This window comes from Herminiimonas sp., from assembly GCF_030645555.1.
Taxonomy (GTDB): domain Bacteria; phylum Pseudomonadota; class Gammaproteobacteria; order Burkholderiales; family Burkholderiaceae_D; genus Oxalicibacterium.
In genome coordinates this window covers 1-20,988 of the sequence record NZ_JAUSME010000098.1, presented here as the reverse complement: position 1 = coordinate 20,988, position 20,988 = coordinate 1, and the positions used below count along the sequence as shown (strand labels likewise).

General features: G+C 57.2%; 17 protein-coding genes and 1 pseudogene. 14 read left to right on the top strand and 4 right to left on the bottom strand.

The features are described 5' to 3' along the window. Positions 1-116 precede the first annotated feature (116 nt). From Q7T06_RS03940 to Q7T06_RS03920, 5 genes are all read left to right on the top strand, one after another. Entirely contained in the window at positions 117-758 is a 642-nt protein-coding gene (locus Q7T06_RS03940; RefSeq protein ID WP_304780499.1) for a DUF502 domain-containing protein, read from the top strand. 59 nt (positions 759-817) lie between these two features. Continuing rightward, on the top strand, positions 818-2,623 hold the full coding sequence (gene aspS / locus Q7T06_RS03935; protein WP_304780496.1) for an aspartate--tRNA ligase: 1,806 nt from the start codon (positions 818-820) through the stop codon (positions 2,621-2,623). Between the two features lie 95 nt (positions 2,624-2,718). Continuing rightward, the gene (gene nudB / locus Q7T06_RS03930) at positions 2,719-3,219 is read left to right on the top strand and encodes a dihydroneopterin triphosphate diphosphatase (RefSeq protein WP_304780493.1); all 501 of its coding nucleotides are present in this window, start codon (positions 2,719-2,721) and stop codon (positions 3,217-3,219) included. Between the two features lie 58 nt (positions 3,220-3,277). Next, positions 3,278-4,072, top strand: a complete 795-nt coding sequence (locus Q7T06_RS03925) for an endonuclease/exonuclease/phosphatase family protein (RefSeq protein WP_304780490.1) — start codon at positions 3,278-3,280, stop codon at positions 4,070-4,072. Positions 4,073-4,187: 115 nt separating this feature from the next. Beyond that, positions 4,188-5,354, top strand: coding sequence for a phosphatidylserine/phosphatidylglycerophosphate/cardiolipin synthase family protein (locus tag Q7T06_RS03920; protein ID WP_304780487.1), 1,167 nt, complete (start codon positions 4,188-4,190; stop codon positions 5,352-5,354). A gap of 33 nt (positions 5,355-5,387) precedes the next feature. On the opposite strand, the gene Q7T06_RS03915 is transcribed toward Q7T06_RS03920, so the two are convergent. Continuing rightward, entirely contained in the window at positions 5,388-6,242 is an 855-nt protein-coding gene (locus Q7T06_RS03915; protein ID WP_304780484.1) for an HDOD domain-containing protein, read from the bottom strand. A 338-nt stretch (positions 6,243-6,580) separates the two neighbouring features. On the opposite strand from Q7T06_RS03915, the gene Q7T06_RS03910 reads away from it, so the two are divergent. The 5 genes and pseudogenes from Q7T06_RS03910 (at position 6,581) to Q7T06_RS03890 (ending at position 13,729) form a co-directional block, all read left to right on the top strand. Beyond that, a complete protein-coding gene (locus Q7T06_RS03910; RefSeq protein WP_304780481.1) occupies positions 6,581-6,964 on the top strand; it encodes an RNA-binding S4 domain-containing protein in 384 nt (127 codons plus the stop codon). A 79-nt stretch (positions 6,965-7,043) separates the two neighbouring features. Further along, a pseudogene (locus Q7T06_RS03905) lies at positions 7,044-8,834 on the top strand (acyl-CoA dehydrogenase C-terminal domain-containing protein). A gap of 63 nt (positions 8,835-8,897) precedes the next feature. Further along, the gene (locus Q7T06_RS03900) at positions 8,898-11,297 is read left to right on the top strand and encodes a 3-hydroxyacyl-CoA dehydrogenase/enoyl-CoA hydratase family protein (protein WP_304780478.1); all 2,400 of its coding nucleotides are present in this window, start codon (positions 8,898-8,900) and stop codon (positions 11,295-11,297) included. A gap of 158 nt (positions 11,298-11,455) precedes the next feature. Beyond that, a complete protein-coding gene (locus Q7T06_RS03895) occupies positions 11,456-12,652 on the top strand; it encodes an acetyl-CoA C-acyltransferase (protein ID WP_304780475.1) in 1,197 nt (398 codons plus the stop codon). Positions 12,653-12,796: 144 nt separating this feature from the next. Further along, positions 12,797-13,729 carry a cation diffusion facilitator family transporter gene (locus tag Q7T06_RS03890; protein ID WP_304780472.1) on the top strand — a complete coding sequence of 311 codons (933 nt, stop codon included), beginning with the start codon at positions 12,797-12,799 and terminating at the stop codon, positions 13,727-13,729. Between the two features lie 45 nt (positions 13,730-13,774). On the opposite strand, the gene Q7T06_RS03885 is transcribed toward Q7T06_RS03890, so the two are convergent. Further along, a complete protein-coding gene (locus Q7T06_RS03885; protein WP_304780469.1) occupies positions 13,775-13,927 on the bottom strand; it encodes a DUF3309 family protein in 153 nt (50 codons plus the stop codon). Between the two features lie 265 nt (positions 13,928-14,192). Here Q7T06_RS03885 and Q7T06_RS03880 point away from each other — a divergent pair, with 265 nt between their 5' ends. The 3 genes from Q7T06_RS03880 (at position 14,193) to Q7T06_RS03870 (ending at position 15,203) form a co-directional block, all read left to right on the top strand. Next, complete coding sequence (locus tag Q7T06_RS03880) at positions 14,193-14,414, top strand: glycine zipper 2TM domain-containing protein (RefSeq protein WP_304780465.1); 222 nt, start codon at positions 14,193-14,195, stop codon at positions 14,412-14,414. A gap of 35 nt (positions 14,415-14,449) precedes the next feature. After that, on the top strand, positions 14,450-14,647 hold the full coding sequence (locus Q7T06_RS03875; RefSeq protein ID WP_304780462.1) for a hypothetical protein: 198 nt from the start codon (positions 14,450-14,452) through the stop codon (positions 14,645-14,647). Between the two features lie 289 nt (positions 14,648-14,936). Further along, positions 14,937-15,203 (top strand): hypothetical protein, encoded by a 267-nt coding sequence (locus tag Q7T06_RS03870; RefSeq protein ID WP_304780459.1) that lies wholly within the window; start codon positions 14,937-14,939, stop codon positions 15,201-15,203. 153 nt (positions 15,204-15,356) lie between these two features. On the opposite strand, the gene Q7T06_RS03865 is transcribed toward Q7T06_RS03870, so the two are convergent. Both Q7T06_RS03865 and Q7T06_RS03860 read right to left on the bottom strand, forming a co-directional pair. Continuing rightward, complete coding sequence (locus tag Q7T06_RS03865) at positions 15,357-18,734, bottom strand: PAS domain-containing protein (protein ID WP_304780456.1); 3,378 nt, start codon at positions 18,732-18,734, stop codon at positions 15,357-15,359. Between the two features lie 497 nt (positions 18,735-19,231). Then, positions 19,232-19,936: a hypothetical protein gene (locus Q7T06_RS03860; RefSeq protein ID WP_304780453.1), complete on the bottom strand. Its 705-nt coding sequence runs from the start codon at positions 19,934-19,936 to the stop codon at positions 19,232-19,234. Between the two features lie 321 nt (positions 19,937-20,257). Between Q7T06_RS03860 and Q7T06_RS03855 the strand changes: the two genes are divergently transcribed. Continuing rightward, on the top strand, positions 20,258-20,988 hold a 731-nt coding region (locus tag Q7T06_RS03855), incomplete at its 3' end, for an ABC transporter substrate-binding protein (protein ID WP_304780448.1).

The window sequence follows — 20,988 nt, the reverse complement described above, 5'->3', positions numbered from 1 at the left end:
GCGGCGGCGCCAGCCGCAGCTGCAGCATCGCCAGCGGCAAGCACCGGCACCAAGTCCGACTCTTGAGCAACACGTTGCGCCGGAACGGTCCGGCACGACTTCTACGGTAGAACATCATGCGCAAATATTTCATTACCGGCTTGCTGATACTTGTCCCGCTCGCGATTACCCTGTGGGTGCTGAACCTGATCGTCGGCACGATGGATCAGTCCTTGCTGCTGCTGCCGGAGCGCTGGCGGCCGGAAGCGGTATTCGGCTTCGCGATCCCCGGCCTGGGCACGATACTGACGCTGCTGATCATCCTGCTTACCGGCCTGGTGACGCGCAATTTCATCGGCAACCGCGTCGTCGCCTTGTGGGAATCGGTGTTGAACCGCATTCCAGTGTTCAACACGATTTATTCCAGCGTCAAGCAAGTGTCCGATACGCTGTTTTCATCATCGGGTAATGCCTTCCGCAAGGCGCTGCTGGTGCAGTATCCGCGCCAGGGTTCGTGGACGATCGCTTTCATGACCGGCGTGCCGGGCGGTGATGTGCGCAACCACCTGACCGGCGATTATGTCAGCGTCTATGTCCCGACCACGCCTAACCCGACCTCCGGTTTTTTCCTGATGGTGCCGCGTGCGGATACGATAGAACTCGACATGAATGTCGATGCAGCATTGAAATACATTGTCTCGATGGGCGTCGTCACACCCGAGTATTTCGAGAAAACACACATCATCGATCCGAACAAGGTGCACTCGGACGAAGTTTAGCAATCAGCAATCGCGCATTTCTACGATTGAAAACAAGAACCTGTAACTGGAAATTGAATATGTCTATGCGTACCCATTACTGCGGCCTCACTTCCGAAGCGCTGCTCGACCAAACCGTCAGCCTGTGCGGCTGGGTCCATCGTCGTCGTGACCATGGCGGCGTCATTTTCATTGATTTGCGCGATCGCGAAGGCCTGGTGCAAATCGTTTGTGACCCGGATCGCGTCGATGTATTCAAGGCTGCGGAATCGGTACGCAATGAATTCTGCCTGCGCATCACCGGCATCGTGCGCAACCGTCCTGACGGCACCACCAACAGCAACCTGACTTCCGGCAAGATCGAAGTGCTGGCGCATGAACTGGAAGTGTTGAATCCTTCTGTCACGCCACCGTTCCAGCTCGACGACGACAACCTGTCGGAGACGACACGCCTGACCCATCGCGTGCTCGACCTGCGCCGTCCGCAAATGCTAAACAATCTGCGCCTGCGTTACAAGGTGACGATGGAAGTGCGCAAGTTCCTCGATGCGCAGGGCTTCATCGATATCGAAACGCCTATGCTGACCAAGTCGACACCGGAAGGCGCGCGCGATTATCTGGTGCCGTCACGCGTCAACGCCGGTCACTTCTTTGCGTTGCCGCAATCGCCGCAATTGTTCAAGCAATTGCTGATGGTGGCCAACTTTGATCGCTATTACCAGATCGTCAAATGCTTCCGCGATGAAGATTTGCGTGCGGATCGTCAGCCTGAATTTACGCAGATCGATTGCGAAACCTCGTTCATGAACGAACAGGAAATCCGCGATCTGTTTGAAGGCATGATTCGTCTGGTCTTCAAAAACTGCCTGAACGTTGATCTGCCTAACCCGTTCCCGGTAATGGATTACGCCACCGCGATGGGCATGTATGGTTCCGACAAGCCGGACATGCGCGTCAAGCTCGAATTCACCGACCTGACCAGCATCATGAAAGATGTCGAGTTCAAAGTGTTTTCGGGCGCAGCGAATATGGACGGCGGCCGCGTAGTCGGCTTGCGCGTTCCTGGCGGCGGCGCAATGCCACGTTCCGAGATCGATGCGTATACACAGTTCGTCGCGATCTACGGCGCCAAAGGTCTCGCCTACATCAAGGTCAATGAAAAAGCCAAGGGCCGTGAAGGTCTGCAATCGCCTATCGTGAAGAACATCCACGACGAAGCGCTGACGAAAATCATAGAAGCAACTGGCGCACAAGACGGCGACCTGATTTTCTTCGGTGCCGACAAGGCCAAGGTTGTCAACGATGCGATAGGCGCACTGCGCGTCAAGGTCGGTCACAGCGATTTCGGCAAGAAAAACGGTTTGTTCGACGATGTATGGCGTCCATTGTGGGTGGTCGACTTCCCTATGTTTGAATTCGACGAAGACAACCAGCGTTGGTCGGCGACCCATCATCCATTCACCGCGCCGAAAGATGGCCATGAAGACTTGATGGAAAGCAATCCGGGCAAATGCCTCTCCAAAGCCTACGATATGGTCTTGAACGGCTGGGAACTGGGCGGCGGTTCGGTCCGTATCCACCGTGCCGAAGTACAAAGCAAGGTGTTCCGCGCATTGAAGATAGGTGCAGAAGAAGCGCAACTGAAATTCGGCTTCCTGCTGGATGCGCTGCAATATGGCGCGCCACCGCATGGCGGCCTGGCATTCGGCCTGGATCGCATCGTCACGATGATGACAGGTGCTGAATCGATACGCGACGTGATCGCTTTCCCGAAAACCCAGCGTGCGCAATGTCTGTTGACGCAAGCGCCATCGGAAGTCGATGAAAAGCAATTGCGCGAATTGCATATCCGCCTGCGCAATGTAGAACCGGTTGTGAAAGCGTAATTCGTTTTTGCGGCATAATCAAAAGGCGCGGAATTCCGCGCCTTTTTTTCGTTTTGAACCTGTTGTCATTCTCTATCTGAAAGCCACGATTTGCCATGAGCCGGCCTTACAAAATTCCCGTCTCCGTCCTGGTCGTCATCCACGCTGCCAATCTGGATGTATTGCTGATAGAGCGCGCCGACAAGCCGGGATACTGGCAGTCGGTGACAGGTTCCAAGGATGCAGTCGATGAACTGTTGCTGGAAACAGCAGTGCGCGAAGTGGCCGAGGAAACCGGCATCATCGTCGGACACTTGCCATCCGATCAAGAACGGCCGGCAGGTTCTTCATCGGTGCCGCTGGAAAATCTGCGCGATTGGCAACTTTCCAATGTTTATGACATCTATCCCGTGTGGCAGCATCGTTATGGGCCTGAGGTGACCAGAAATACCGAGCATGTATTCGGTTTGCTGGTGCCGCGGACGATACCGGTCGTGCTCGCACCACGCGAACATTTGAACTTCATGTGGCTGCCATATCGTGAAGCGGCGGATAAATGTTTTTCTGCCTCGAATGCCGAGGCGATACTGCAATTGCCCAACTACATGGGCCGTTGATTGCAGCGATGCATGTGATATCGATTTCAATTTTGTTTTATAGCCGGGTATAGATTGCATGAAACTGCGCATTACAACTTACAACATACACAAGGGCGTGTCTTCATTCGGCAGCCGGCCGCGCATACACGCATTGAAGCAAGCCATTAATGCGATGCAATCCGATGTGCTGTTCCTGCAAGAGGTGCAGGGCCGTCACGACCTGCATGCGATGAAGCATGCAACGGACTGGCCTGAACTGTCGCAGCAGGATTTCCTGGCCGGCGATTCGCATGAATGTGCGTACGGGATGAATGCAGTCTACGATCACGGCCATCACGGCAATGCATTGCTGAGCTGCTTTCCCATCCTGTCTTCGCGCAACCAGAATATCTCGGACCACAAGTATGAGTCGCGCGGCATCCTGCATTGCATCGTGCAAACGCCGGAAGCAAATGTGCATTGCTTCGTCGTGCATCTGGGCCTGTTTGCCGGCAGCAGAAAGCGCCAGACCGAGGCCTTGATAGAGGCCGTGACTGCATCGGCGGAAGCGGACTCGCCCATCATCATCGCCGGCGATTTCAACGACTGGGGCAATCGCCTGAGCGAGGAATTGCGTGCGCAGCTGGGCGTGACGGAAGTGTTTGATGAAAATCTGTCGCGGCGCGGCTTCGGCTCGTATTTGCGCCAGTTGAGCGGGCGTGGTATCAAGATACAACCGGCGCGCACTTTCCCGGCGGCGATGCCGTTTCTGCAGCTGGACCGGATTTATATACGCGGTTTCAAAGTAGAATCAGCCGAAGTCTTGCATGGCGCGATGTGGGCCAAGCTGTCGGACCATGCGCCCATCGTCGCGACCCTGCAGCTGAAATAAGCGATGGCGTGATCGGCCATCGATAGAAAGCGGGTGCATGCATGCACCCCGATAAACCAGGCGCCAGCAGCCGATCGCGCCAGTCCAACCAACCATAGCAAGGCAGCCCACACCCATGCGCCCGGTCAGCTTTAGCGGTCAAAACGATATCCGGCTGCTGCATTCCGGCGCGGAATATTTCCCTGCGCTGATCGAGGCATTCGATGCCGCCACATCAGAAATCTATCTAGAGACTTACATCTTTGCCTTTGATGACACGGCCAGCAGCATCAAGGCGGCGCTCATTCGTGCCGCGCAACGTGGCGTGACTGTCAATGTAATGACGGACTGGCTGGGTACCGGCAACCGGCAATCGCAAATACTGCAGCGCGATTTTGACGCCGGCGGCGTCGTGCATCGCAGCGCCAATCCATGGTTCCGGCGCGGGATTGCGCGCATGCATCGCAAGATCTGTGTAGTGGACAGGAAGGTGGCGTTTCTGGGCGGCTTGAACATCGTCGATGATATGCGTGACGATGACGATCCTTCCATCATCCTGCCGGCGCCACGCTGGGATTTCGGTGTAAGCATTAGCGGTCCGCTGGTAGCGACCATCCATTGGGAAGTGGCGCTGCACTGGGCGCGCGTGGGCAACATCAGCTGGCGCATGCGCTGGGCCAGCTTCAAGGAGCAGCGCATGCGCCGCCCGAGCGAGGCGCGCGAGGCCATGATAGCCGGCCTCGTGGTGCGGGATAATTTGCGCAATCGCCGCACGATACAGAATGCCTATTTGAAGGCGCTGGGTGGCGCAAGGCAGTATGCGATGCTGGCCAATCCCTATTTTGCGCCGGGCCGGAAAATGCGCGCCGGGCTGATATCAGCCGCCACGCGCGGCGTCGATGTCACGCTCTTGCTGGGCGTCGGGCAATACCATTTCCAGGATGTGATTGCGCGTTCCTTTTATCCGCAATTGTTAAAACATGGCATCAAAATATTTGAATATCAAAAGGCGCAGTTGCATGGCAAGGTGGCGGTGGTCGACGATAGCTGGGCTACGGTAGGTTCCAGTAATTACGACGGCTTCAGCCTGTTCGTGAATCAGGAGGCGAACGTGGTGGTGATCGATGCCGGCTTTGCCGAAACACTGCGCGTGCATATGGCGCGTGGCGTGGCCGACGGCGTGGAGATGAACCTGTCCCAGTTCGACAAGATCCCGCTGCACAAGAGGATTCTTTATCGCATCGCGTATCAGATCTACAAAATCCTTATGCGCTTGATCACCTGGGGAAAATCGGCTGAATAGCCGTGATATACGAGAGAGCGGCGGCTGTGACTATCAAGCCCTGAAACGTTTTACCAGTGCCTCGCATATATTGCCGACGTCGGCATCCGAGATGCGCAAGGCATCCGATGCCAGCGCGCCGGCATCCACCCATTCCAGCGATTCTGCCTGGCCGCGATATTCCTGTATCGCCTTTTCCACCAGATAATTGAGCGCGATCAGCGAACGCACTGCAGGCGGAAGCGATGGGTCGCGCAGTGCATCGCGCTTGTGGTGCATGCGTATGGCCAGTACTACATCGCCCGAAATGGACCAGCGTTCTGCCAGCAGTGCCCCGACCAGCGTGTGATTGACGCCATGCTGGCTATCTTCCAGCTTGATGGCTACATCGGCGGGCTTGCAATTGGCGATCGCCAGTGTGTCGAGATAGGTCGGAAAAGCGGCTTTCAGTATCGGTATGCCGGCATCGCAAAACAGGCCGAAGCTGTAGGCGACTTCGCTTGCAAGGGTGCGGCTGCCGCGGGCCAGAAAACTGATGCCTATCGCACGTTTTTCCGAGACATCCCAGAAGCGCGCCATCATCTTGTTGCCCAGGCCCAGTGTTCTTTTGAGTATCAGTCCGGTCATGATCGCGTTGCAGTGATCGAGGCCGATCAGGATGATTGCATCTTCTACGGTGCTGATTTGCCGTCCCAGATTGAAGTAGGCGGAATTTGCAGTCTGCAACAAGGTGCCCGACATCGCGACATCGCGGCGTATCAGGCTGGCGAATTTTTTTGTGTTGGGGCTGACCTGTCGCATTTCATGCTGCAAGGCCATCAGCAGCGCCGGCCGTGGCGGAATATTGAGCAGCGAAAAATCCGGGGCCAGTTGCGCATGCAGGGCAGGGCTGGACAGATTCTCTGGCAAGACAAGTTCCTTTTATTATTATTCGTATCAAGCGCCAGTAGATCACCCGCTGCACGCTAATTGGAAGCTGTACTCGGGAGCCGGGTATCAGCATTGCACTGTTTTTTCTTTTTCCGCGGCGAGAGAAATCATATCATTTTGATTGCATAAATATGTCTTTTTTATCATCGTTGCTGCGTGTTGATGCCATGTCACATTTCAAAATTCATGCTGTGACATTTGACGGAACATGGATGCATGCGCAGGCCCTGCCATCGCGATGCCAATTTTCCCGGGCAGCGATTTTTTGCCAGTGGGTCGCTACAATGGTGTTTCATTCCTATCTATGAGCAATCACCATGGCAACAGCAAGCGTACGCATAGATAAATGGTTATGGGCGGCGCGGTTTTTCAAGACCCGGACGCTGGCGAGCGATGCAGTCGACAATGGCAAGGTCAGGCTGGAGCGCGATCGCATCAAGCCGGCGCGCGCGCTCAAGTGCGGCGACGTGCTGCAGATCGATAATGGCGCCACGGTATGGGAAGTGTCGGTAACCGGCTTGTCGGATGTGCGCGGCTCGGCCGAGATGGCGCAGAAGCTGTATGCAGAAACTGAGCAAAGCGTGCTGAAGCGGCAGCAGGAAGCGGATAAAAGAAAGTTCTTCAAGGAGCCGGGCCTGACGATCAAGGGCCGGCCGACCAAGCGTGATCGTCGCTTGCTGGACAAAACAAATCAAGAGTGATTTCCCGCGTATGGTTCTAAGCCGCCATCATGCGATAGTATTAAGCAAATGGTAATTTATCAGCTACGGGGAGACACAGATGGGTCAATACGTTGCGCCTTTGCGCGATATGCAATTTGTACTGCACGAACTGCTGCATGTGGCAGATGAGTTGAAGCAATTACCCAGGCATGCAGACATCGATGCCGACATCATCAATCAGGTACTCGAAGAGGGCGGCAAATTTACTTCGGAAGTATTGTTCCCGCTGAACCATAGCGGCGACAGGGAAGGCTGCAAGCTCGATATCGCCACGCATGAAGTGACTCCACCCAAAGGCTTCAAGTTCGCCTACGAACAATACGTAGCCGCAGGCTGGCCGGCGCTGTCCTGTGACCCGGAATACGGTGGTCAGGGTTTGCCGCTGGTGTTGCAGAATTCTTTTTACGAAATGCTGAATTCATCGAACCAGGCGTGGACCATGTATCCGGGCCTGTCGCACGGCGCGTATGAATGCCTGCATGCACACGGCACTGAACAGCAAAAGACGCTCTACCTGCCCAAGCTGGTTTCCGGTGAATGGACCGGCACCATGTGTCTGACCGAAGCGCATTGCGGCACCGATCTGGGCTTGCTGCGTTCGAAGGCCGAGCCGCAGGCGGATGGCTCGTACAAGATCAGCGGCAGCAAGATATTCATCTCGGCCGGCGAACACGACATGGCCAGCAACATCCTGCACCTGGTGCTGGCGCGCCTGCCCGGTGCGCCGGAAGGCACCAAGGGCATTTCACTCTTTATCGTGCCGAAGTTCCTGCCGAATGCGGATGGCACGTTAGGTGCGCGCAATCCGATATTCTGCGGCGCGCTGGAAGAAAAAATGGGCATACACGGCAATGCCACCTGCCAGATGAATATAGATGGCGCCACCGGCTGGCTGATAGGTGAGCCGAACAAGGGCTTGAATGCGATGTTCGTGATGATGAATGCGGCGCGCCTCGGCGTCGGCATGCAGTCGCTGGGCCTGACCGAAGTCGCGTATCAAAATGCCTTGATCTATGCGAAAGACCGTCTGCAAATGCGCAGCCTGACCGGCACCAAGGAAGCCGGCAAACCGGCCGACCCTATCATCGTGCATCCCGATGTGCGCCGCATGCTGCTGACTGCCAAAGCCTATGCCGAAGGCGGCCGCGCATTCAGCTCCTATGTGGCGCTGCAGATAGACCGCGAACTGAATCATCCGGATGCCGCGGTACGCGCCGATGCCGCCGCCGAAGTTGCATTGCTGACGCCTATCATCAAGGCTTTCCTGACCGACAATGGCTGGATTTCCACCTCGGAAGCGATGCAAGTCTTTGGCGGCCATGGCTTCATTTCCGAATGGGGCATGGAGCAGTATGTGCGCGACTCGCGCATCAACATGATTTACGAAGGCACCAATACAATACAGTCGCTGGATCTGCTGGGCCGCAAAATCCTGCTCGATAACGGCGCCAAGTTGCGCAAGTTCGGCGCGAAGATCCAAACCTTCATAGAAGAAAACGGCACAGATGAAGCGATGTCCGAATTCATCACGCCGCTGGCCGATCTGGCCGGCTAGGTCACCTAGATGTCGATGGATCTCGGCATGAAGGCATTCCTGAATCAGGATGTAGTCGGCGCCGCCGCCGTGCCCTATCTGCGCGTGGCCGGGCATCTGGTGTACGCCTACTTCTTTGCGCAGATGGCCAAGATCGCACTGGAAAAGCAGGATGGCGGTGACACTTTTTACAAGGCCAAACTGGCGACGGCGCGCTTTTATTTTGGCCGCCTGCTGCCGGAAACCGCGATGCTGATCCGCCAGGCGCGTTCCGGCTCCGCCAATCTGATGGCGCTGGATGCCGAACTGTTTTAAGGTCTGCGCGCATACCGTTCGATAGCAGCTGCACGAATGCATTACTCACCAAGAGGTTCAGGCATGGCAAATTTCATTGTTAAAAAAGTCGCGGTGCTGGGTGCCGGCGTGATGGGCGCACAGATCGCCGCGCATTGTATCAACGCCAAAGTATCGGTCATCCTGTTTGACCTGCCGGCCAAAGATGGCAACAAGAATGGCATCGTGCTGCGCGCGATAGACAACCTTAAAAAGCTGAGCCCCGCGCCGCTGGCCAATGCGGAGCATGCCGCCCTGATAGAGGTGGCAAATTACGAAGACGATCTGGAAAAACTGCAGCAATGCGACCTGATCATCGAGGCGATCGCCGAGCGCATGGACTGGAAGCACGATCTGTATAAAAAAGTCGCGCCGCACATAGCGCCGCATGCGATCTTTGCCTCCAACACATCGGGCCTGTCGATCACGGCGCTGTCCGAAGGTTTTGCGGCGGATCTGAAAGCGCGTTTCTGCGGTGTGCATTTTTTCAACCCGCCGCGCTACATGCATCTGGTCGAACTGATCCCGACTGCCGCAACGCAGCCGCAGATACTCGACCAGCTTGAAGCCTTCCTGACATCGACGCTGGGCAAGGGCGTGGTGCGTGCCTTCGATACGCCCAACTTCATCGCCAATCGCGTCGGCATCTTCGGCATGCTGGCAACCATGCATGAGGCAGAAAAATTCGGCCTCACAGTCGACGTCGTGGATGACCTGACCGGCAGCAAGCTGGGGCGCGCCAAATCAGGCACCTTCCGCACGGCTGACGTGGTGGGCCTGGACACGATGGCGCATGTGATCACGACAATGCAGAACACGCTGCAGGACGATCCGTTTTTTCCTGTCTATCAAACGCCGGCGATACTGACGAAGCTGATAGAGGGCGGCGCGCTCGGGCAAAAAACCGGCGCCGGTTTTTACAAGAAGGTCGGCAAGGACATCTTGCGCATCGATCCGGCGAAAGCCGATTACGTCACCGGCGGCGGTGCGGCCGACGACTTGATAGGCCGCATCCTGAAGGAAAAAGATCCGGCCAAACGGATGAAGGCCTTGCATGATGCGAGCAACCCGCAGGGGCAATTCCTGTGGGCGATATTCCGTGACGTATTCCATTACATCGCCGTGCATCTGGAAGCAGTGGCCGACAATGCGCGCGATGTCGACTTTGCGCTGCGCTGGGGTTTCGGCTGGACCCATGGCCCGTTTGAAACCTGGCAGGCTGCCGGCTGGCAGCAGATTGCGACATGGGTAAAAGAAGATATAGATGCAGGCAAGGCGCTCAGCAATGCGCCGCTGCCGGCATGGGTATTTGATGGGCCGGTTGCGCAGAACGCAGGCGTGCATGCGACGGATGGTTCATGGTCGCCGGCGCAAAAGAAAAACGTCGCGCGCTCGCAGCTGCCCGTGTACCAGCGCCAGGTGTTCCGCGCCAGCCTGATCGGTGACGCGGCGGCGCACGGCAGCACGGCGGGTACGACCTTCTTTGAAGATGAATCGGTACGCATCTGGCATCAGGACGATGAAGTATTGATCCTCTCGTTCAAGACCAAGATGCATGTGATCGGCTCCGGCGTGACTGCCGGTATCGTGAAGGCGATTGCCGAAGCAGAAAAGAATTTCAAGGGACTGGTGATCTGGCATGTGGATGCAGCTGAAGGCGGCGCATTTTCGGCCGGCGCCGACCTGCAAGCTATGCTGCCCTTGTTCATGTCCGGCGGCGTCAAGGCAATCGAGCCGGAAGTGATCAAATTGCAGCAGGCGCACCAAGCCCTGAAATACGCCAACGTGCCGGTAGTGGCAGCGGTGGCCGGGCTGGCTCTGGGCGGCGGTTGCGAATTGCTGCTGCACGCAGCCAGGCGCGTCGCATCGATAGAGTCGTATATCGGCCTGGTCGAAGTTGGCGTCGGTTTGATTCCGGCCGGCGGCGGCTTGAAGGAAGCGGCAGTGCGCGCGGCCGGCGATGCCAGGGGTAACGACATCCTGCAATTTTTGAAACACTCTTACATGAACGCAGCGACGGCCGCAGTTTCCAAATCCGCGCTGGAAGCGCAAAGCATGGGTTACCTGAAGAGCGACGACATCATCGTCTTCAATCCTTATGAATTGCTGCACGTCGCCAAGACGCAGGCGCGCGCGATGTCGGACGCCGGCTATCGCGCGCCGCGCAAAACGCTGGTGCCGGTCACCGGGAAATACGGCCTGGCAACGATAGGCGCGCAATTGATCAATATGCGCGATGGCGGTTTCATCTCGGCGCACGATTACAAGCTGGGCATGATGATCGCGGAAGTCGTCAGCGGCGGTGATATAGAGCAGGGCAGCCTGGTCGATGAGCAATGGCTGCTCGACCGTGAACGCCGCGCCTTCATGGAATTGCTGAATCATCCGAAGACGCAGGAACGCATCATGGGCATGATGCAAACCGGCAAACCCGTCCGCAACTGAAAAGGGCTGACTAAGCTACTGCACAAACCAATCTCAGCGCTGCGATGCTCGCCGTACTCAAGTACGGCTGCGCTTCTCGCACTGACCTTGGCTTGCTCGCTACGCTTATTCAACCCTTTTGATATCTAATAAGTTAAGTCCTATTTCAGGAGCACCAGATGATCAAACAATTACAAGATGCCTACATCGTTGCGGCGACCCGCACGCCTATCGGCAAGGCGCCGCGCGGGATGTTCAAGAATACGCGTCCCGATGATTTGCTGGTGCGCGTGCTGCAGTCGGCCCTGTCGCAAGTGCCTGGCCTGGACCCGAATTTGATCGAGGATGTAATTGTCGGCTGTGCATTTCCGGAAGCCGAGCAGGGTTTGAACCTGGCGCGCATGGGCGTGCTGCTGGCAGGATTGCCGAAGACCGTCGGCGGCGTGACCGTCAATCGTTATTGCGCCTCCGGCTTGACCGCGATTGCGATGGCGGCAGACCGCATCCGCGTCGGCGAAGCCGATGTGATGATCGCCGCCGGTGCCGAGTCTATGTCCATGGTGCCTATGATGGGCCACCATCCGGCGATGAACATGGGCATCTTCAAGGATGAGAATATCGGCATGGCGTACGGCATGGGCTTGACTGCCGAGAAGGTTGCCACGCAATGGAAAATTTCGCGCGAGGCGCAGGATCAGTTTGCGCTGAATTCGCATCTGAAGGCGCTGCTCGCCCAACAGAGCGGCGAGTTCAATCATGAAATGACAGCTGTCGATATCGCCGAACGTTTTCCGAATCTGGCGAGCGGCGAGATCGATGTCGTCACCCGCATGGTCAACATGGATGAAGGCGCGCGCGCCGATACCAGCCTCGAAGCGCTGGGCAAGTTGCGTCCGGTGTTTGCGCCCAAGGGTTCGGTCACGGCCGGCAACAGTTCGCAGACTTCGGATGGCGCCGGCGCCCTGATTCTGGTCAGTGAAAAAATCCTCAGGCAATTCAACCTGACGCCGCTCGCGCGCTTCGTCTCGTTCGCCGTGCGCGGCGTGCCGCCGGAAATCATGGGCATAGGGCCGAAGGAAGCCATCCCCGCCGCCTTGCGCGCTGCTGGCCTGAAGCAGGATCAGATGGACTGGATAGAATTGAATGAAGCGTTTGCCGCGCAGTCGCTGGCGGTGATCCAGGATCTCGGCCTCGACCCGGCGAAAGTCAATCCGCTGGGCGGCGCAATTGCACTCGGCCATCCGCTGGGCGCCACCGGCGCAATACGCGCCGCCACCGTCGTGCATGGCTTGCGTCGCAAGAACCTGAAGTACGGCATGGTGACGATGTGCGTAGGCACCGGGATGGGTGCTGCCGGGATATTCGAAAGGATGTAGTTGCCCGATGATGCCGGCGCCAGCAGCGTGACGGCAGGGCAGCTTGTCCTCTGTTTGTATTGATGCCCGCTGCATATCTCATGCATGCGCATGGATTTGTGCAGATGCGTATCGTCCCCTCTGCCAGCCTTACAGGAAACTCAGATGTCAAAAAATTCAGGGTCGCTCAAGGCTATCCTCTACGCGCTTGGCGCGAACGGCGGTATCGCGCTGGCCAAGGCAGTGGCCGCATTCTTTACCGGCAGCGGTGCCATGCTCGCCGAGGCTTTGCACAGCTTTGCCGATTGCGCCAACCAGGTGCTTTTGCTGGTCGGCATGCAGCAAGCCAAAAAACTGCCCACGCTGGATCATCCTATGGGATACGGCCGCGTCGTGTATTTCTGGTCGATGATGGTCGGCGTGCTTCTGTTCAGCATAGGCGGGCTGTTTTCAGTCTGGCACGGCAGTCAATCGCTGCTGCATCCTGAGCCGGTCAAGTACCTGCTGCCATCTCTGGGTGTGCTGCTGGTTGCAGTGGTGCTGGAGGCGATAAGCCTGCGTGGCGCATTGCACGCGCTGGCAGCAGAGCGCGCGGACAAGACCTTGTGGCGCTGGTTTCGTGAAACGCGGCAATCGGAACTCCTGGTGATCGCCGGCGAAGATATCGCCGCGCTGGCAGGCCTGCTGCTGGCATTTGTCGCGCTGGCGCTTACCGGTATCACGGGCAACCCTATCTTTGATGCGCTGGGTTCGATTGCGGTCGGACTCTTGCTGATCGCGGTCTCGTTTGCCGTCACGATAGAGGTAAAGAGCCTGATTACCGGGGAATCTGCCTCACCCGAGATGCGGGCTGCGATCACCGAGTTCATTGCCAGCCAGCCCGAGGTGGAGCGCATCGTGAACATCATTACTTTTCAGTTGGGTAACGAGATTGCCGTCGCGGTAAAGGCAAAAATGGTTCCTATGCCCAGCGCCGATGCACTGGTGTCGGCTATCGATGAAGTGGAAGAGCGCCTGCAGGCTCACTTCCCCAGCCTGCACTGGTCATTCTTCGAGCCGGATGCCGGCATCCCCAAGCCCAGGGCGGATGCCCTTTGACGTCCGCTCCCGGCGGCAAGCGGACGTACTTTCTTTAATATGAAATCAAAGACGTCCGGTCAGCAGCATGATGATGAGGACGATGACGATAATGCCGGTAATTCCACTGGGTGCATAACCCCAGCTGCGGCTATGTGACCAGCTCGGCAATGCGCCTATGACGATCAGTATGAGGATGATCAATAAAATGGTGCTCATGGTTTTCTCCCTGGAATATATTTCAAAAATACGGCTTGCAAGCATGGAAGTCGTGGTGCTTGCTGGGTGCGCACACCTCTTCCGGTTCAAAGAATAAGCAAAAGGCAGAGGCGGGTCGGTGTGTTGCCGCACTTAATTCATACTCGACCTTGATTTTTTAGTGACCTACGTGCGCCATCGCACGGACGGCCGGGAGGTTTGCGATTATTTTGAGCAACAGTTACATGGGTTTTCCTGTAATCCGCTTTGTCAAAAAAGGTATTCTATGAAAACAGTACAAAAAATTGCATACACTGTCATGGCTGCGGCCGTCTTGTTGGGTGCAGCTGGTTGTGAGGGTATGTCCAAGCGCGATAAGAGTACGGCCATAGGCGCCGGTGCAGGTGCGGTCGGCGGTGCGGTTCTCACAGGTGGCAGTGCGCTTGGTACAGTCGGTGGTGCAGCTGTTGGCGGCATTATCGGCAATGAAGTCGGCAAGAATAAATAATCAAACCATCAGCAATCTATCTTAAGGAAACGCAAATGATTAAATACAAAAACAGTGCCGTCGCCTTGCTGGCGATGGGAGTGATGGCTTTGGCTCTGTCGGCCTGCCAAAAGCAGGAAGGCCCGGCAGAAAAAGCGGGTAAGGAAGTTGATCAGGCAGTGAGTACAGCCGGTCAGAAAATTGAAGATGCCGGCAAGCAGATTCAAGATACTGCAAAAGATGCGCAAAAATAAAGCGTGAGCATGGTGTGTGCGCACACATTTTCCTGCTGTCTGGATCGATGATAGTCGTGGAGTAATCCAGGCCTGTCACCAGTTTGATATGCAGGCAGAGGGGCGATTCAAATCGTCCCTTTTTTTTGCCTGGCACTTTTAAGCCTGTCCCCAAGGCAGCGAATGTATCGCCCGGGGGCTTAGCAAATGTGCGACAAATGTCCCGGAAGCGGGTTTTTCGCTTTTAGGTGGCTATAAGCTTGCGCACACTGCGTAGAATGGCTGTTTTCCATCAACGAGGCCATGAATAATGAAGAAAACTGGAATGGCAAAGAGCGACGCCAAGAAACTGATGGGCAAGATGGCCGCACCCGGCGGGGCAGGTTTTGGCAGCGACGCTGCAATAACGATAGACCGGCGTGAGCAGCGCAAGCGCGATCAAGCCCTGGGCCTGGTGCCATTTGCGGTCAAGCTCAATGGCGATTTGGTGCAGCAATTGCAGGCGCTGGCGAAAGAACGCGGCATCGATCTCAACGAGCTGACTGCGGAGATCCTGGTCCAGGGTCTCAAGGGATAATTTTTGAGCAGTGTGAATGTCGATAGCCGGCTGGCGGTCAACATTCGATATTCAGATTGATGCTTGAAGGCAGGCAGGACGATGCCTGCCGGGTACTCCCTTGAGATTTTCCGGCTGGCATCGCCAGATTCCACGCACGTCCTCAGTGCCCGGCTAGGCCATGACTATCCGGTTGCGGCCACTGTTCTTGGCCTGGTAGAGCGCAGCATCTGCCTGCGCCAGACTGGCCACGGCATCGCCGCCGAGAGGGGCGACGCCGGCACTGAGCGTGATCTGGATAGTGTGACCATCGCCTGAGTCAATCAGGCTTTGTTCCAGCGCAAGGCGCAGTCGTTCTGCGATTGCAGCGCCATTGTCCGGGCTGGTATTGGGCAGCAGCACGGCGAACTCTTCTCCTCCTACCCGTCCCGCAAGGTCTGCCTTGCGCAAGGAATTGCCGCGCAAAAGCTGGGCCAGGTGCACCAGCACCTTGTCGCCTGCGGCATGCCCATAGGTGTCGTTGACCAGCTTGAAGTGATCAAGGTCGAGCATGATCAGCATGCCTGGCTTGCCGCCCTGCTCGATGAGTGCGAGTTCCGCTTCCAGCCTGGTCATGAATGCGCGCCGGTTTGCCAACCCGGTCAGCACATCGGTGGTGGCCATGTGTTCGAGGCTCTGTTCGTGCTGGCGTCGTTCGGTAATGTCGCGCACTATCCACATGCGGCCGATGTCCATGTTGCTGCTCTGGAGGGGGATGAAATTGACCCTGAAAGTGCGGCCATCGGCGAGCTGGAAATCGCGACTCATCGCAGCACTTCTGACCGCCAGCGCGGCTGCATCGGGCCAGCTTTCGAGCAGGTTCTGTGACACCTGGTCGCGCAATGCATCCGGGTCCAGGCCAACCAGCGCGGCAGGCGGGGTTTGGATGCCGAACAAATCACAGAGCGTCTGGTTGATCACCACTACCTTGCCGGACACATCCTGCACCAGAACTCCGCCGGGGAAATGCTGGATCACTTCCAGCAGATGCGCACGGGCAGCGTTCAGCGCCTCTTCGGCGCTGCGCCTTTCGGTGGTATCCACCATGGTCCAGATCAAGTCACCCGCCGGCTGCTCGGCGTCTAGTCGTGTGCCGCGCAGGTTGAACCAGCGCGGCGCTCCACCTGCAGTGCGCAGTTGATCTTCAATCTTGACCTCCCCGGCTGTGCGCAGATCTGTGCACAGCTGTTCAAAGGTGGCAAAGGATGCGTCGTCGCGGAAGATCTGGCGCAGCTTGCTGCCAGCGAGCGGCAATCCATCCACAGAGAAAGTATCTACCGCGCGTTGATTGGCCAAATGGATGGTGTTGTCCTGCCCCGTGACGAACAGGGCAGCGGCCGCATTGTTAAGCAGGGCGAGCCGCAGCTTCGCCTCGGCCATGCGCTGGCTGATGTCGGTCTGGGTACCCATCACCAGTTTTTCCGAGCCGTTGCTGGAGGGGATAAGCTGTCCGCGTATCTCCACCCAGCACCATTCACCCCCGGCCGTGCGCAGGCGAACCTCGGTGTTGAAGGGCTCGCCCAGCGCGATGTGATGCTGCAGCAGGCTCAATATCTTGGGGCTGTCCTGCGGATGCAGCAGGCGCGTCCAGTCCTGGAAATCCAGACTGCCGGGCTGCGCCGGATAGCCGAGCATTTCGCTGCAACGCGCATCCAGCTTGATGGTTCCGGTAGACGGGTTCCACTCCCACAAGCCGTCGCGCACCGCTGCGGTGGTGAGGCGCAGGCGCTCTTCGCTGCGCCGCAATGCTTCATGCGCGGCATGCTGGGCGGTGTTGTCATGTATATAGCCATGCCATAGCGTGCTGCCGTCGCTTTCACGCTCTGGCTTGGCATGGCCCGAGAGCCAGCGGACCACACCGTTGGCGCCGATGAAACGGAACTCGCATTCCCAGGCGGTGAGCATGCGCGCAGATGCCTCGATGCTGGTTTGCACCAGTCCCAGGTCTTCGGGATGAATGCGCTCAAAGACAGGCGTGGCGTCCTGCATCGCGGCTTCGGGCGTCATGTCGTAAATATCAATGATGCCGGGGCTGGCGTATGGAAAGCTGTTTCTGCCGTCCGCACCCAGGCGGTACTGGTATACGACGCCAGGCACTTGCGCCATCAGCTTGGTCAGGGATTCCTGCAATGCTATGCGTGCAGCCTCGCTTGCCCGGCGCGCAGAGACATCGGTAAAGGTGCCGAACACGCGCTGTGCGCGACCGTCGGCGTCGTGCAGCGTGACTTTCCCGCGCGCGTTGATCCAGCACCAGTGGCCGTCATGATGACGCATGCGTTGCTCTACTTCGAAACCCTCAGTCTTGCCATCGAGGAGCTGGTCCAGCGCGATTTGCGTTCCGGCTTTGTCGTCCGGATGCGTCAGGTTCAGGATGCCTTCGAGGCTGGGCTCGAGTTCGCCGGGTGCCAAGCCCAGTGTGTCAGTCAAGCGACGGTCGACACGCATGTAGCCGTTGCTCAGGTCCCAATCCCAGGCGCCCAGTTCTCCGCCTTCCAGCGCCAGCTGGTAGCGCTGCTGGCTTTCCTGCAGCAGTACCTGTTTGCGACGCACGCGGAAGAACAGCAAGGCTATCCACAGCGCGGCTGCCAATATGATGGCAGTGCCAAAAGCGTGTCTCAGCCGGCTGTCATGAATGGCGTCACGGGTGGCGGCCAGCGCGCGGTTGCGATCCAGGCCCACGCTCACAATGAGCGGATAGTTTTTCAGCCGGTTCCAGGCGTAATAGCGCTCCACGCCATCAATCGGCGCGCGTATCTGAAATTCACCATGCATGGCTTGCGGATTGGTGATGAACTCAAGCTCCGGCGGAACTGATTTATCCAGCACGCTATCTTGCAGGTTGGAGCGTGCCAGGTAGCTGCCGTCATTGCGCACCAGAAAGGCCACATCGCTACTGCCAGTGAACACTTCGCGGAAATAGCCGGAGATGTAATCGGGTGCAATCGATAGCACCACGACACCGGCAAAGCGGCCTTCACGCAGTACGGGATAGGAAAACTGTATGCCCCATTTCCCGGAAACGCGGCCCAGCACCGGGCGGCTGATGAACAGCCTGGCCTGGCTGCCTTTGGTGTGCACCAGAAAATGTTCTCTATCGGCTATCGATATCTTGGGCAGACTTGAGCGCTGCTGGTCTGCGAGGCTGGAGTAGATAATGCCGCCGGCAGCATCGGTGACCGCAATCTGCACGATGCTGCCGCGGGGAAAAGTCTTGAGCGCAGTGCTGACGGCAAGCGGGAAGTAACGCTTGGGGTCTGCCGCGTACGTGGTCGCCAGGCTATGGGCGAGATACTCCAGACCCGCCATCAGGGTGCTGACCTGGGTAGTCAGGGTCGCGGACATTTGCGTGGCGCGCAGTCGGGTTTGGCTTTCAGCGTATTTCAGCTGAACGGATTGATCGCTGATCAGATGCGCCCAGTAAACAGCGCAGAGCAGCAAGGCCAGCAAGAGTCCGATCAGCGGGCGGGATATGTGTCCGCGGGCACAGGAGGCCAGGCTGGATATTGTTTTCATCGCGCCCTTAATATAATTGTTGGATGGAGCAGCTCATACGCTATCCGGATACGCGTGCTGAAGAGGGCGATAGTGCCTTCCAGGACTTGTCCGTAACTTTGCAAGGGCCTGATGATATTGGAAAATTATAGCAATATGGAGTGCCAGCCTTCATTTTTTTGACTGTCCGCCATCATGCGGTTAACGTGCCGCCAGACTGCCGCGCCTGCATGGGGCATAATCATGCGCTTTCCGATAGGGATTTCCGATGCGAGTCAGGCAAAATTCAGAAGATATAGGCCGTTGCGGTTGCGGTCGTCGCGAGTACTGCGATGGCAGTCATGGTTTGACAGAAGCGCAGTGGCAGGAGGTTCAGGCCAGGGAACTGGAAGCTGCCCGGCAAAATGCCAACAGCGCTGACGAGTAGAGAGGCGAGGGCCTTGCTGCCACGGCTGCGGCAGCACCCCGTTTAACTTGAATAAGTTGAAGACTGCGCATTCGCAGCTTGCAAGCGCATCTTATTTACCCAGCAACGCCAGCGTATGCTCCCATTCCGCACTCCATGCATATAAAAACGCATGCGTATTGAAAGCTCTTTTCAAGTGTGACATCGGCACCCGATACACATCATTCAATCCCAGCGCCAGCGTGACCGGATTCCACACGGTCTTGTTTTTGGCTTTTTTTCCGCTGCCCTTAATCCTCGCGCCTTCATCGCCGAATATGCCGCCGCCGCTGGCCAGCGCCTGTTCCATATCGATTTTTACCAGGCTGGAAAATGCAATCAACACTTCTTCCCTGTTGATGCCGGCCTGAGACTCCCGGGCTTCTTCGACCTTGACTGGTTCAGCTACACGCTTGAGTTTTTTTACCAGGTGCTCCAGATCCTTCTTCAGGAAACGCAACTCATGCAAAGCCCTGTGTAAGCCCGGGGGCGGGAGTTGCGTCACTATCTTGTAGGCGTCTTTCGTGATCGTGATGAGTACATCTTCGCTGCCGGCGGCAAGTCGCCGGGTGTCGTCCTCGAAAAAAATCGGCGCTGCATAACCACCGTTGGCGTCACCGAACAACGCCGGATAGTCGGCGTCATAATCCAGCCAGACGTAGGGCGTCAAGCCATGCTCCAGCATGTGCGCCAAAGTCCATGGCGTGCCGGTCTGCTGCGCCAGCCAGCCGCAAGCCTGTTCCGTTGTTGCGCGAAATGGTAGTTCGATGATCGTCATTTTCTTTTACACACGCCAAAAATTAATTGCCTGCATGCACGCGTGATGCCGCTTGCAGGAAGGTGCACATCATATGCGAAAGCGGCAGGAACACTTACGTTCATCATGGCGCACCCATGCGGTGCAGCATGCACCAGACAGACGCTTTAGCTCCCGTTTTCATTCTCGCTTCCCTGGCAAGTATGACGTAGAGCCTTATCCAGCAAGGCTGTACGCGGTGGCACAGACCTTGCAACGGTAAAGGCAAGCTTGTACACAAGAAGGTATTTCACGCCCGCTTGTGTCGGCATCCAGTTTCCCCATACACGTAAAGGAACCGTCATGCGCACACGTAGAACCTTCATCGCCACCCTGATCGCCGGCACTTTCGCCCTTGCGGCCGGATCGACCTCTGCACTGGCCGCCGATCAAGTCATACGCGTCGGCACGCTCAAGCTGATGCACGGGATCACGCCTTACTTCTATGACAAATTCACGCCGGCCGGTTACAAGATAGAAGTGATCCCGTTTGAAACGCCTACCGATGGCAAGAATGCAGTGGTCACCAAGTCGGTTGATTTCGGCACCTACGGCCTGGCAGCTGCCACGCTGGGTGCGGCCGCCGGCGAGCCGGTCGTGATCGTGGCGGCGCAATGCAATCGCGGCATGGCAGTGGTGGCGCGCGCCGACAGCAAGATCAATTCGATCAAGGATTTGAAAGGTCAACGCGTCGGCATCCTGCCGGGCTCCACGCAGGAAGTCGTGATCCTCGATCGCCTGAAGCAGGAGGGCATGACGATCAAGGATATCAAGCCGGTGCGCGTGTCGTTCAGCGAGATGGCGTCCGCGCTTGAACGCAGCGATATCGATGCCTTCGTCGGTGCCGAACCGGGACCGTCGATCAGCGTCGGCAAGGGCATAGGCAAGATCGTCGAGTATCCCTACACAACGCCTACCGGCACCGTCAACATGGTGATGACTACCCACGCCGACAATACCAAGGACAAGGCGGAACTGATCAAGGTCTTCCTGAAAATCCATCGCCAGGCGACTGAGTATGCAATGGCCAACCG

Coding starts and splice junctions, on each gene's coding strand:
- aspS (WP_304780496.1), top strand. CDS start 818: ATGTCTATGCGTACCCATTACTGCGGCCTCACTTCCGAAGCGCTGCTC.
- Q7T06_RS03925 (WP_304780490.1), top strand. CDS start 3,278: ATGAAACTGCGCATTACAACTTACAACATACACAAGGGCGTGTCTTCA.
- Q7T06_RS03870 (WP_304780459.1), top strand. CDS start 14,937: ATGAAGAAAACTGGAATGGCAAAGAGCGACGCCAAGAAACTGATGGGC.
- Q7T06_RS03860 (WP_304780453.1), bottom strand. CDS start 19,936: ATGACGATCATCGAACTACCATTTCGCGCAACAACGGAACAGGCTTGC.
- Q7T06_RS03880 (WP_304780465.1), top strand. CDS start 14,193: ATGAAAACAGTACAAAAAATTGCATACACTGTCATGGCTGCGGCCGTC.
- Q7T06_RS03875 (WP_304780462.1), top strand. CDS start 14,450: ATGATTAAATACAAAAACAGTGCCGTCGCCTTGCTGGCGATGGGAGTG.
- Q7T06_RS03920 (WP_304780487.1), top strand. CDS start 4,188: ATGCGCCCGGTCAGCTTTAGCGGTCAAAACGATATCCGGCTGCTGCAT.
- Q7T06_RS03900 (WP_304780478.1), top strand. CDS start 8,898: ATGGCAAATTTCATTGTTAAAAAAGTCGCGGTGCTGGGTGCCGGCGTG.
- nudB (WP_304780493.1), top strand. CDS start 2,719: ATGAGCCGGCCTTACAAAATTCCCGTCTCCGTCCTGGTCGTCATCCAC.
- Q7T06_RS03890 (WP_304780472.1), top strand. CDS start 12,797: ATGTCAAAAAATTCAGGGTCGCTCAAGGCTATCCTCTACGCGCTTGGC.
- Q7T06_RS03895 (WP_304780475.1), top strand. CDS start 11,456: ATGATCAAACAATTACAAGATGCCTACATCGTTGCGGCGACCCGCACG.
- Q7T06_RS03885 (WP_304780469.1), bottom strand. CDS start 13,927: ATGAGCACCATTTTATTGATCATCCTCATACTGATCGTCATAGGCGCA.
- Q7T06_RS03940 (WP_304780499.1), top strand. CDS start 117: ATGCGCAAATATTTCATTACCGGCTTGCTGATACTTGTCCCGCTCGCG.
- Q7T06_RS03865 (WP_304780456.1), bottom strand. CDS start 18,734: ATGAAAACAATATCCAGCCTGGCCTCCTGTGCCCGCGGACACATATCC.
- Q7T06_RS03910 (WP_304780481.1), top strand. CDS start 6,581: ATGGCAACAGCAAGCGTACGCATAGATAAATGGTTATGGGCGGCGCGG.